This is a genomic window from Chryseobacterium shigense (genome assembly GCF_014207845.1).
Lineage (GTDB): Bacteria > Bacteroidota > Bacteroidia > Flavobacteriales > Weeksellaceae > Chryseobacterium > Chryseobacterium shigense_A.
In genome coordinates, this window is sequence record NZ_JACHLC010000008.1 from 18,683 (window position 1) to 31,215 (window position 12,533).

The 12,533-nt window shown below is 37.8% G+C and carries 13 protein-coding genes; 8 read left to right on the forward strand and 5 right to left on the reverse strand.

Going from position 1 to position 12,533, the window contains the following annotated elements:
• Positions 1 to 9 precede the first annotated feature (9 nt).
• A complete protein-coding gene (locus HNP36_RS18515; protein WP_184167336.1) occupies positions 10 to 336 on the reverse strand; it encodes a nucleotide pyrophosphohydrolase in 327 nt (108 codons plus the stop codon).
• Complete coding sequence (locus HNP36_RS18520) at positions 336 to 1,745, reverse strand: hypothetical protein (RefSeq protein WP_184167340.1); 1,410 nt, start codon at positions 1,743 to 1,745, stop codon at positions 336 to 338. The genes HNP36_RS18515 and HNP36_RS18520 overlap by 1 nt, the downstream gene beginning before the upstream one ends.
• Positions 1,746 to 1,924: 179 nt before the next feature.
• Here HNP36_RS18520 and HNP36_RS18525 point away from each other — a divergent pair, with 179 nt between their 5' ends.
• The 8 genes from HNP36_RS18525 (at position 1,925) to HNP36_RS18560 (ending at position 10,828) form a co-directional block, all read left to right on the forward strand.
• Positions 1,925 to 2,176 (forward strand): type B 50S ribosomal protein L31, encoded by a 252-nt coding sequence (locus HNP36_RS18525; RefSeq protein WP_040997690.1) that lies wholly within the window; start codon positions 1,925 to 1,927, stop codon positions 2,174 to 2,176.
• Positions 2,177 to 2,417: 241 nt separating this feature from the next.
• Positions 2,418 to 3,578, forward strand: a complete 1,161-nt coding sequence (locus HNP36_RS18530) for a GlmU family protein (protein ID WP_184167343.1) — start codon at positions 2,418 to 2,420, stop codon at positions 3,576 to 3,578.
• 282 nt (positions 3,579 to 3,860) lie between these two features.
• On the forward strand, positions 3,861 to 4,370 hold the full coding sequence (locus HNP36_RS18535; RefSeq protein ID WP_184167345.1) for an RNA polymerase sigma factor: 510 nt from the start codon (positions 3,861 to 3,863) through the stop codon (positions 4,368 to 4,370).
• Positions 4,345 to 5,016 carry a hypothetical protein gene (locus HNP36_RS18540; protein WP_184167348.1) on the forward strand — a complete coding sequence of 224 codons (672 nt, stop codon included), beginning with the start codon at positions 4,345 to 4,347 and terminating at the stop codon, positions 5,014 to 5,016. The genes HNP36_RS18535 and HNP36_RS18540 overlap by 26 nt, the downstream gene beginning before the upstream one ends.
• Positions 5,017 to 5,084: 68 nt before the next feature.
• Positions 5,085 to 6,365: a DUF4252 domain-containing protein gene (locus HNP36_RS18545; protein ID WP_184167351.1), complete on the forward strand. Its 1,281-nt coding sequence runs from the start codon at positions 5,085 to 5,087 to the stop codon at positions 6,363 to 6,365.
• Between the two features lie 11 nt (positions 6,366 to 6,376).
• The gene (locus HNP36_RS18550; RefSeq protein WP_184167354.1) at positions 6,377 to 6,877 is read left to right on the forward strand and encodes a DUF4252 domain-containing protein; all 501 of its coding nucleotides are present in this window, start codon (positions 6,377 to 6,379) and stop codon (positions 6,875 to 6,877) included.
• Between the two features lie 298 nt (positions 6,878 to 7,175).
• Positions 7,176 to 8,636 carry an IMP dehydrogenase gene (gene guaB, locus HNP36_RS18555; protein WP_184167357.1) on the forward strand — a complete coding sequence of 487 codons (1,461 nt, stop codon included), beginning with the start codon at positions 7,176 to 7,178 and terminating at the stop codon, positions 8,634 to 8,636.
• A gap of 326 nt (positions 8,637 to 8,962) precedes the next feature.
• Positions 8,963 to 10,828, forward strand: a complete 1,866-nt coding sequence (locus HNP36_RS18560) for a GEVED domain-containing protein (protein ID WP_184167359.1) — start codon at positions 8,963 to 8,965, stop codon at positions 10,826 to 10,828.
• 46 nt (positions 10,829 to 10,874) lie between these two features.
• Here HNP36_RS18560 and HNP36_RS18565 read toward each other — a convergent pair whose 3' ends face one another.
• The 3 genes from HNP36_RS18565 to HNP36_RS18575 all read right to left on the reverse strand — a co-directional run bounded on the left by HNP36_RS18565 (position 10,875) and on the right by HNP36_RS18575 (position 12,463).
• Positions 10,875 to 11,087, reverse strand: coding sequence for a KTSC domain-containing protein (locus HNP36_RS18565; RefSeq protein WP_184167362.1), 213 nt, complete (start codon positions 11,085 to 11,087; stop codon positions 10,875 to 10,877).
• Between the two features lie 95 nt (positions 11,088 to 11,182).
• Positions 11,183 to 11,866 carry a T9SS type A sorting domain-containing protein gene (locus tag HNP36_RS18570; RefSeq protein WP_184167365.1) on the reverse strand — a complete coding sequence of 228 codons (684 nt, stop codon included), beginning with the start codon at positions 11,864 to 11,866 and terminating at the stop codon, positions 11,183 to 11,185.
• A 6-nt stretch (positions 11,867 to 11,872) separates the two neighbouring features.
• Positions 11,873 to 12,463 carry a phage tail protein gene (locus HNP36_RS18575; protein WP_184167368.1) on the reverse strand — a complete coding sequence of 197 codons (591 nt, stop codon included), beginning with the start codon at positions 12,461 to 12,463 and terminating at the stop codon, positions 11,873 to 11,875.
• Between the last annotated feature and the right edge of the window lie 70 nt (positions 12,464 to 12,533).

Here is a 12,533-nt window from a genome sequence, read left to right on the forward strand (position 1 = left end):
ATCTGTTTATTATTTCAACTTATCGTTGTTCTGGTGCCGTTCCTTATCACGGTCAGTTTTAATCTTCATTTTTCTGTCGAAAGCTTCCTGCAGATTCACTCCGGTTTGGTTGGCCAAACATAAGGTAACAAATAATACATCTGCCAGCTCTTCGCCCAGATCCTTGCTCCTGTCGCTTTCCTTTTCGCTCTGTTCGCCATATCTTCTGGCAATAATGCGGGCTACTTCGCCTACCTCTTCGGTCAGCATGGCCATGTTGGTCAGTTCATTAAAATAACGGACGCCTATGGTTTTGATCCATTCGTCAACCTGTTGCTGCAGTTGTGTTATTTCCATTATTGATAGGCTCCCAGAGTAGGGTTAGTTGTTCTTGATACATTCACAATATCAAAAGGTACCGTTCCTGCTACCGTCACGTTTCCTTTTCCTTTTGCCGGAGAAGCTGTTTTCACTCTCAGGTTCATTTTGGCTGCAAAATAGTTAAGGAACTGTGGATCTTCATTCTTAATACTCTGTATTACTCTAACATTATTATCAAAATTGAATCCTGCTTCCGATGTACCTGAATATTTTAACAGTGAATTCTGGATCAGAAATTCAAACTGCTGGCCCGGAGTCTGTTCAAAATTCACAGAATTATCCCTGTCTGAAAAGACGATACTGTTTTTTATATCCAAACGCTGAAGTGCTCCCTGTTCTGTGGTTCCTGCAGCATTTTTCCATTCATTGGCCGCAGTAATTCCGTTTCTGTTGAAAGATCCCATTGTTTTGGAATAGTTTGCAATAGTAGCATGAGTATAGCTGTGGTTTCCACCTCTGAAGATTCCTATACAAGATTCACCGCAATTGTTCATTACTAAATTTTTAGCGGTAACCGTTGAGCCCACCGCATACATACCATATTCAAAGAAAGTATGGATGAATGAGTTGCTGATATTGGCGGTGTTTTGCTGCATATCCAGACCTCTTGTTCCTCCGAAAAGTCTTGCAAAATTCATATTGAGGATAGAGCTTGGCTCCATGCGGATAGAATTCCAGTTTTTAGGAATCGTATCATAATATGGATCATTCCTGTCCCCGCGGAGAATTACTTCATTATCAAAAATTCCGTTGATATTTAAAGTAGCACCGGATGATACTTTCATACCACTGTTTTTGTGGAAATAAACTTTGGTTCCGGGCTGGATATCCAGGGTGATATTAGGATTGATGGTAAGATTTCCGTAAATAATCTTTGCTTTATTGTTATTCCATGTTGTATGGGAAGAAATTACATTAGGATTGGTAGGGGTTTCGATGAAAAATTCGGCATCCTGAACTACTGAAAACAGAGTTACATGCTGCTGTCCTGCACCGCTGCTGAAAAGGATCTTGTCTTCGGCAATAGCTTCCGGCCCTGTTGCTTCGGGTGCTATTTCCACAAAAATATACATACTGTCTTTTTTTCTCAGGGGTACATCTTTAAAATCATAGCCAGGTTTTCCGTCTACATTGATCCTGTATAATGATGAACTTCCTTTTTCCAGATTAATCCTCGGGATAAGAACGTCCTTGTCTTCATTATTATATACTTTCACAAGATAGGTTTCTGAACGTACCTGATGATAAACCGTATCACAAAATACGGTATCTTTTGAGAAGCTTAACTGCTGGGAAGGAGCGTCAAAACTAATTTCATCCTTATTACATGATACTGCTACAAGAAGCATCCAGAAAGAAAAAGCCAGTAATAGTTTGAATTTCATCGAAATTAAGGTTTAAGATTCCAAATTTAACGAAAATAGTTTGAATTTCTTATCAAGAAAAAATATTAGATTGAGTATTTGTATATTTAAAAAAATGTTGTACTTTTGCAACCTAAAATTAGCAGAGAAATATCCATTACTATTTCGAAAGCAAACTTTAATTTTTTAAAAATTGTATTATGAAAAAAGGAATCCACCCGGAAAATTATAGACTTGTTGTTTTCAAAGATATGAGTAACGACGAGGTGTTTCTTTGCAAATCTACTGCAGAAACTAAAGATACTATCGAATATGAAGGACAAGAGTATCCGTTGATCAAAATGGAAATCTCTTCAACTTCTCACCCTTTCTACACTGGTAAAGTGAAATTAGTTGACACTGCAGGTAGAGTTGATAAGTTCATGAACAAATACAAAAAATTCGCTAAGTAATTTTTTGTTAATAAAGATATTGAAGTCTTCCGGTTTTACTGGAAGACTTTTTTTTATGGCAGAAATCAGATATTAAAAACGAAAACTATTATTAAATAATGTCTCATATCCCGATTTCCACTTTTCAGCTATTTTTGTATTTTTGTTCTGAACAGAAATCAGATTCTGTAAGTTGATCGTAAAACACAAACTTCCATTTTTCAGCTTCTGATTTTCAACTTTAATCTCTAACCTCTATATAATGCAATTAGTATTTTCAGATGCCCAATATTGGGAAGATTTTCTTCCGCTTACCTTTACCCGTCCTGTTGCCGCAATGCGTTGCGGAATCCTTACTTTTTCCGAACGGTGGCAAAAGATCTTAGGGAATATGGAGGTTTCTTATTTTACAGAAAACTATCTTCAGGATAAATTTAAAAATCCGGAAGAAAAAGAAAGTCTTTTCCTGGTAACGAATTTTCTGCCGACCGAAACGGTGATTCAGCAAATCAAAGATCTTAAACAGGGTGAAGCTCTGGTTTATGAAGATGAACTGGTTGCCGCCAGGATCAATATGAAAGGATTTTCCTTAAACCAAATTGAAAAAATGACGGATATAAAGGAAAAACTGACATTCTTTAAAAAACCGTCAGATTTATTTACCTATAACCATCTTGCCATAGATTTCGATTTCAACCTGCTTACAGAAGGCAGAACTTCTCAGGAGTTATCTTCTACCAATGGTTTTTTAGGGGATAAAAAGGATCTGTTTATTGAAGAAGGAGCTCAGATAGAATTTTCCACCATCAATACAAAAACGGGAAAAATCTATATCGGGAAAAATGCTGAGGTGATGGAAGGCTGCAATCTTCGCGGACCTGTTTCGCTGGGTGAGGATTCCAAGTTTAATCTGGGATCGAAAATTTACGGTGCTACAACAATTGGTCCACACTGTAAAGTAGGTGGGGAAGTGAATAACATTATCATATTCGGATATTCAAGCAAAGGACATGAAGGATTTGTCGGGAATTCTGTAATCGGAGAATGGTGTAATTTTGGTGCGGATACGAATTCTTCCAACCTTAAAAACAACTACAGTCAGGTTAAGCTGTGGAATTACAGAACAAAAGCTTTTGAAGATACCGGACTTCAGTTTGCAGGCCTGATAATGGGAGATCATTCCAAAACAGCGATCAATACCCAGTTGAATACAGGAACTGTGGTAGGTGTTGCTTCTAATATATTTAAGCCGGGCTTTCCGCCAAACCTTGTGGAAAACTTTTCATGGGGTGGAGGTAAAGATGATGAAAGATTCAAGCTGGATAAAGCCTATGAAGTGGCAGAAAGGGCAATGGGAAGAAGGAAAGTTCCTCTAACGGATGAAGATAAAGCGATATTGAAGCATATTTTTGATAACTATTAATATAAAAAGCCTCCATTTTTGGAGGCTTTTTATATTATGGATATCGGATGAGACTTATTTGTTTTCCTGTAGATTTTCCCAGATGATTGTGTCTTATTGCCAGAAAACATAAAATGTATAGAAAAGAAAAAAATAATTAATTTTATAACAATCATAAAAACACTTCTGTAAAAAGGCTTTATGAGAGTGCTAAAAATAAAAATGCAAAAAAAGCATCACTTTTTTATATTGTAATGTAATAGAATTAAGATTTTAATTGTCTTACCTATAGAAACAAAACTCATGACCCAGGAAACTTTCAAGAATACGGTGTTTATTCTCAAAGACGAGATGTATCGTTTTGCGAAAAGATTCGTTATGAGCAGTGATGAAGCAGAAGATGTGGTGCAGGACCTGATGGTGAAGTTCTGGCAGAAAAAGGAAGAGCTGGAGCAGTTTGGAAATTTAAAATCCTATGCTTTAAAGTCCGTCCGGAACGAATGTCTGAACCGGCTGAAGCACCACGATGTAAAGTTAGGATTTGCAGATTTGCAGCTTCACCGCTCGGAATTGTACAGCATGGATATCAATAATCTGAAGGAGCATATTATAGGATTTATCAACCAGCTCCCGGAGAAACAGAAAATGGTAATCCATCTGAAAGATGTAGAAGAATATGAGGTCTCGGAAATCTCCGAAATGATGGAAATGGAAGAAAATGCAGTAAGAGTAAACCTGATGAGGGCGAGACAAAAAGTAAAAGAACAAATATCACAACTGATGAGCTATGAGCAAAGATCAATTTCAAAATAAATACGACGAGATCTTCCACGATATAAAGGAAGAAAAGATGGATTGGAGTTTTGAAGATTTTCTTCAGAAAGCAGAAGGGGATACCGGCTCTGAAACAAGCGAGGTGCCTGTCATTCCGCTTCAAAAAAATAAACCTTCTTTCCCGAAATGGTTCTGGATGGCAGCCGGATTAGTGCTTCTTTTCAGTATCGGTTTTCTCTTTAACAATTACCGTACAGATGTAGCAGAGAGAGAGAAGTTGGTAAAAGATGAGGTTTTAAAGCAGAAATCAAAATTTATTGAAGAGAACAATGACCACCAGGAACAGGTAGCAGTAAACCATACTGATTCCATTTCCGGGGCCAAAAAAGACTCTGTTTTCCAGGAAAACTCAGTAGCGGAAAAAGATGTATTAGATGAAATTCTGCCAAAAAGAGGAAGACTGAAAAAAGAATCGAAACCCAGATTTGTAAGTAATTCTTCCTTCAATAATAAAACAACTTTAAAAGATTCCACAGGTTATAAAGATTCCTATGTAATTGTAAACGGTAAAAGGATCGATAATGTAGACGAAGCCATTAATGTAACTAAATATTCATTCCAGATATTCGCCAATAACGTTAGTGAAAAATTAGCTCAGCCTGCAGTGGTAGCTGATGATTATTAACAAATAAAAACAGATTATGCTCCTGATCAGGCAAAAAATAATCAGCTTAGAAAAATAAAAATTGACTCATGAAAAAACTATTCATAATATTCGCACTCGCTTTTTCCCATTTCTTTACGATGTATGGCCAGCGGGATAAGTTCGACACACTTTTCGACAGATACCAGGAGGTGGAAGGCGTTACTTCCATTAAAATTGCAAAGCCCATGTTTGGTATGCTCAGCAGTCTTAATATTGATGATTCCCAATTGGATCAGATCAAGCCACTGTTGTCAAAAATCAACGGCTTAAAAATTCTTATTACCGAAAATCCGGAAAATGCCGATACAACGGAAGGGCGTAAAGTTCAGGATAACCTTTCAAGGTTGAGTAAGGATGTTTCCGTATTTCTGAAGAATCTCAACTATAATGAAATAATGTCCGTCAACAATTCCGGAGCCAAGATAAAATTTCTTTCCTCCGATGCAAAAGACGGAATGCTGGATGATCTTCTGTTGAGCATTAACGGAGGAAAAGGAGAAAATATCCTCGTTATGCTGGATGGAAAACTATCTATGGACGATGTGAACAAGATTATTAACTCCAGCGAAACCAAGACCAATCCTGTAACCAATCTCAGAAGCAGCCTTACCTCTGAAAATAATTCGTCCTACCTTAACGGAGAAGCCAGGAATGTAGGAGAATTCTCCGGCATCAATGTAAGTACAGGTGTGAATGTGGTTTTCAAGCAGGAAAGTCCTGTCAGTGTAAAAGTGATAGCCGATGCAGATAAACTTCAGTACATCATTACAAAAGTAGAAAATGGAATATTGAAGGTTTATGTAGATAATAAAGGCGTAAAGAATTTAAGATTCAAAAACTTAAACGTTAATATTTCTTCTCCGAGAATGGATAATATCAAAGTTTCTTCAGGGGCCAGTTTCAGCGCGGTGAATTCCGTAAATGAAAACAGCCTGGTCATTGATGTATCGTCAGGAGCTAACCTGAAAGGTAACTTTAAGGCTGCTAATACATTAGATATTGGAACTTCATCGGGGGCCAACATCAGGGCAGGCGTTACAGCAGGAAACATTATGCTGAAAGCATCAAGCGGTTCCAATACAGCCATTGAAGGAAAAGCAGATAACGGAATCATAGACATCAGCAGCGGTGCGCTTTGTAAAGCAGATGAATTTAGACTGAATAGCCTTGAGGCAGAAGCTACATCAGGAGGAAACCTTTCAGTAAATGTTTCCACTAAGCTGAAAGTAAAAGCTTCTTCAGGAGGTTTGGTAAAATATAAAGGAAGACCGGAAATAGAATCCAATATCAGCAAAACATCCGGAGGATCCCTTAAACCTATCGACTAAAAATAATCACCATGAAAACTCTCAAAAACATTTCTTTAGGAATCCTTGTATTGTGGCTGCTGCAGTCGTGCCTTCCCTCAGGAAGGCCAAATATGGAATTCGTCAGGCAGTCGGAGTACAATTTTAAAGGAGCAAGATTTGTCAGCTTCAATGTACCTGTGTTTATGGCGAAACCTTTTATTAAGAAAGCTTTGAGAGAAGATGGAGAAAGTGAGGAGGTGATTGATCTCATTAAAAAGGTTTCCAAAATAAAAATAATGACAGTAGATAACGGAAGTAAAGACATGCTGAACGAATATTCCAGATATCTGAATAACAATAACTTTGAAGAATGGGCTACCATAAGACACAACGGTGAAAACGTCAATGTCAGGGTAAAACAAAACGGAGAAACCATCAAAAATATGATGATCACTGTAAATTCAGATAAAGAATTGGTCTTTGTAGATGTAAAGGGAAGTTTTACAGCAGATGATATTTCAAAGATGATTAATGCTGCTACAGATAAATAATTTTCATCACCAATCACTTTTCCTGAAAGACACAGTAACGGACGTATACGCCTTAAGATTTATGTAAATAAAAATAACCAGACGCATATTGACAAGCTGGACGAAAGTGGTAAAATAGTTCAATAAAAATCATAAAAAACAAGTAGTTTCATACTAACTAATTATTTTGTACAGAAAGACCGTTCTTTAATAAGAGCGGTTTTTTCATTTAAGTTATTGATTATTAAATTTTATTTAAACTATTGAAAAGGATTTTCATATCTCACCAAAATAACCTAATTTTGCAAAGAAAGTAAAGATGTCTATTCATAACAAAATTGTAGAGACAGCCATCACTTTCGATGACGTTCTTCTAGTCCCTGCTTATTCAGAAGTTTTACCTAATCAGGTATCATTAAAATCAAGACTTACCGACAAAATTACGCTGAATGTTCCGATAGTTTCTGCTGCGATGGACACCGTTACGGAAGGAGATCTCGCTATTGCCCTGGCAAGAGTGGGAGGTTTGGGATTTATTCACAAAAACATGACGATTGCTGAACAGGCGGCCCAGGTAAACCGTGTAAAACGTTCAGAAAACGGGATGATCTCTGATCCTGTTACCCTTTCAAAAGATCATACCTTAGCTCAGGCTAAAGAAACAATGGCCAAATATAAAATTTCCGGCCTTCCTGTAGTGGATTCCGAAAACGTACTGATTGGAATTATTACCAACAGAGATGTAAAATACCAGGAAAACCTTGACATGAAAGTTGAAGAGATCATGACCAAAGAAAACCTGATCACTTCCGATAAAAATACCAACCTTGAAAAAGCAAAGGAAATCCTTCTTAAAAACAGGGTTGAAAAACTTCCGATTGTAGACAAGGACAATAAATTGGTTGGATTAATTACAATCAAGGATATTGACAATCAGCTTGAGTATCCGAATGCTAATAAAGACGAGAACGGACGCCTTATCGTAGGCGCCGGTGTAGGAGTTGGTGAAGATACTTTAGACAGAATCGAAGCTTTGGTAAAAGCTGGAGTGGATATCATCGGTATCGATTCTGCCCATGGACATTCAAAAGGAGTTTTAGATAAAATTGCTGAAATCAGAAAAACATATCCGGACTTGGATATTGTTGGAGGGAACATTGTAACAGCCGAAGCAGCAAGAGATCTTATTGAAGCCGGAGCAAACGTTCTTAAAGTAGGAGTGGGACCAGGTTCTATCTGTACAACAAGAGTGGTTGCAGGAGTTGGAGTTCCTCAGTTATCCGCAATTTACAATGTTTACGAATATGCTGCATCCAAAAACGTAGCAGTAATTGCTGACGGAGGAATCAAACTTTCAGGAGATATCGTAAAAGCTATTGCAAGTGGGGCAGGAGCTGTAATGTTGGGATCTCTTTTAGCAGGAACTGATGAAGCTCCGGGAGAGGAAATTATTTTCCAGGGGAGAAAATTCAAATCTTATCAGGGAATGGGAAGCCTTTCCGCCATGAAAAGAGGAGGAAAAGAAAGATACTTCCAGAGTGAAGCTAAAAAATTCGTTCCGGAAGGAATTGAAGGAAGAGTGCCGCATAAAGGAAAGCTAGAAGATGTGATCTTCCAGTTAACAGGAGGCCTTAGAGCTGGTATGGGATATTGTGGAGCTAAAGATATTGAAGCTTTACAGAAAGATACCAAGATGGTAATGATTACCGGAAGCGGGTTGAAAGAATCTCATCCGCATGATGTAATTATCACCCAGGAAGCCCCGAATTATTCTTTATAGAATATTCAAAGCAATTATCATAATATATAACCGTGCATATTTTGCGCGGTTTTTTTATTTAATGACGAGTTATTCTATGTATATTTTATGATGGATATTATTTTGTTATTTATATTGATAACGGAATTTTATTTAATTTTTAATTATTTTTAATGTAATTTTTTAGATTAAAATGATTGGTTTTAGTTTGTAGCTAGTTGTTTTTTCTGCTGATTTCTGGAAAAAAAGAATATTTTTGTAACAAAAGTCATTTATTGTTACTAATAGAAAGGGTAAATCTATCTTTTTTATTGAGAATAGATTTTTAAAATTTAAACTTTGAAGTTATGAAGAAAACTTTCCTTTATGGAGCAATGTTGTGTTCACTTTCATTAGTTGCACAACAGCAGCAGCAACAGCAGCAGAAAATCTGTGGTTTCGATCAGGAGTTACAATTACAGGATAAAACAATCCCTGGAGTAAGACAGATTTTTGATAAAGTTATCCAAAATATTCAGGCCGAAAGAATGGCCAATCCTTCAGCAGCTGCTAAAGGAACTGTGAATGGCGTTTATGAAATTCCTGTGGTAGTTCACGTTATTGAAGGCAGTAATGCTTCGTTCACAAGAACTGACGCACAGATTCAGCAATGGTTGGATAATGCCAACAAAATGTATGCGGGAACTTATGCCTGGCCTGCGTCTGGTGTACCTTCAGATTTCGGAACGTCAGCGGTATTCCCGATTAAATTGGTTTTGGCCAAAAGAGATCCGAACTGTAATGCTACAACAGGTATTGTAAGATATAACGGAAGCTCATTGTCCGGTTATAATACATCCGGAATGGCTTACCAAACATCAAATGGAGCAACCAGAGCTGCTATCAAAGGGCTGGCTCCACACTGGCCGGAAGCTTCTTATTTTAATATTTATGTAATTACTACATTTGACGGGAGTACAACACCTAACTCAGGTCTGATGGGGTTTGCTGCATTCCCTAATAACCTTGATTCTAATTATGAGTCATTTATGAAAACCGGGGTCGTAACCAAAGCTCATGACACAACATTTGCACACGAGTTTGGGCATGCAATGGGATTATACCATACCTTCCAAAATGGTCGATATGATGCCGTTCCTGCTGATTCGGATTATTGTCCGGCTACTACCGGTGTTTGTACTACTGATGATGATAAGGTTTGTGATACCGAAAGATCAGGAAGCGGTTACTATGCATGGCCGGTTCCTTCTAATTCATCAATTAACTCATGTACCGGTGTAAACTATCAGGGAGTACAGTATAATATGATGAATTACTCTAATTCTGTTGCCCAGAAATTTACTGCTGGACAGGGACAGAGAATTAATGACTCCTTTATGCTGTTCAGAAGCAGTCTTACAACTTCACAAACCGGTAATGCATTACCTGCTACTCCGGCACCATCAGTTGTTCCGATTGCCGCTTGTTCGCCTTCAGGTTTAGCTAATCCGGGGAATTATTTAGCCGGTCCGGTTTCTGTAAAATTAGGACAAATAGATAATGCATCTCCGGGATATTGGGCGGCGCATGCTTTGTATTATGTAGATTATACAACGAAAGCATGTTCTATGAAAATATATACTCCGCTAGTAGTTAATCAACAACAAACTGTTGAGGTAGGAATTTTTCAGAATTCCCAGTCTGTACGTGTTTGGATAGATTATAACAACAACGGAACTTTTGAAGCAAGTGAACTGGTAGCTTCCGGAGATGATGTGCCTCTTGGAACAAATCTGTACGGAACCTTTACCGCAAACTTTACTCCTCCGGCTACGGCAACCTTAAATACACCGTTAAGAATGAGAGTTATTGCTGATGCTGATTCTCCTAGTTTATTCGCGCCATGTGGGCAGCTTGGATATGGTCAGGCTGAGGATTATGTTGTGAAATTAGTTACTACTTTGGGAACAAGCGAAGTGAAGGCAGACAATAACGATCTTGTGATCTATCCTAACCCTGTTGCAACAGGTGATAAAGTATTTATCAAAGCTAAAAACGGTAAGGATCTGAAAGTTTCTATCTCCGATATGTCAGGAAGATTGGTAGCAAGCCCGTCTGTAACTGAAGAAGGAAGCGGAATCTACAGAGTAAACCAGCAGCTTGAAAAAGGAGTTTATATGGTTCAGATTTCCAACGGAAAAGACAGTAAAACATCTAAACTGATTATTAAATAATTTTTTGATTATTCAAAAATAAATGCCTCCAGTAATGGGGGCATTTTTATTTATGATTTCTTCTACTGATCTTAGTATATTTAAAACCGGGTTTAATGACACTGTTCAGAAATCTTCCTTTAGATCTGGCCTCCCTGAATTTTTCAGCTACAAACATCGGAACCTTAAGATAATCGTAAACAGCTCTGGACTGGTAGATAACTCTCAATATCTCAGTCTCCGGAAAATAAATATAGCTGTTGATAACACTTGATGGCATGTTAGATAAACTGCAAAAAATATTCCCTAAAATAGCCTCCGTGGTTTCCGGAGGCTGTATCAATAATCAATTAATGCTATAAAGACATTGTATCTCTATTTTTTCACGAATTTAAATTCATGAGATTCAAAATTTTTCGTGACGATTTTTAAAACATAAACTCCGGTAGAAAGAGAAGATACATTGATTTTTTCATCGAACGCTTCAGATCTTATCATTTGCCCGTCCAAATTATAGATTTGCGTTGTCTGCCCATTGTCAATTCCTGAAATTCGGATAACATCTGAAACAGGGTTCGGGAAAATCTGGATTTTAGATTTTGTAAGATCTGATGTTCCCAGTGAAGAACTGTGTACATCTCCTGTCATGGTAGAGTTTGTTCCCGTAAGATTTCCTCCACATTGGCCGGTAGTTATTGCTGTATTTTCTATCCATGTTCCAAATGTATTGCTTGGTGGTCGCTGGCTGCCATTGTTCCCCGTTGAATTATAATAGATCAGGGAAGGAGTGGTAAAGGTTCCGTTTCCTTCATCGGCAATAAATTCCCATCTGGTAAGGGTATTGTTCCACTGGATTTTAAATTCACAGGTTCCAAGACCTCCGCAAGGCTGCCCGTCAACCGGTGTTGTAATATAAATACCTTTATTGTAAGAATCAACCCCGGTTTTTGTAAATATAAAATTCTGATTGTCAAATAAATTATGACATCCGTTGAAGGTAATAGTCTGCGCGACCAATGAACTTCCAAAAGCTATGGCTAATAAGTATAGAGCTTTCATAACCTGTTAGTTAAAAGATGGATAAATACCTTGTAATGCTATAATACATCTCATGGTAACAAACGGAGGCCTGTTTTCATGGGGCTGAGATCCTCCAGCCGGATTGACCATAGTAGCTTTCATGGTTGTGTTGGCATTGACATCAGAATATTCTTTGTCTAAAAGTTTGGTGTCTGCAGGGAGATTTCCTGTAGGAGTATTCTGATTGCCTTCTGCTGTTACAGCATTTACGGTATGGTTATGGGCAGGCATCTGCTGCTGTGTCAGCGTTACTGTTTCGCTTCCTCCTGTTTCACCTATCAGGTAGTTCTGAGAATTGGCAGGTCCTTGTCCCTGAGAAATAAGAACTCTTCCTCTCATATCAGGCAGGGCAAAAGTAGTGGTTCCGTTACCTCCATAAGTGGTTCCCAATAATGAAAAAAGGGCCTGGTTCTGTGCTATTGACAATAACTGCCCGTTGCAGTCTGCCCATCCGTTGGGTGCTCTGTTATAGGGTACAAAAGCGATCTGTCCAAGGAATGGTTCTGCCTGTGCTTTTAGAGTAGAAATGAATGCACTGCTTACCAGCAGCGTACATGCTAAAATTAAGTTTTTCATGATGATTAGTTTAGTGATGTAAAAATATAAAATATTTAGATAGAATATTTATATATAGAAAAAACCTTTC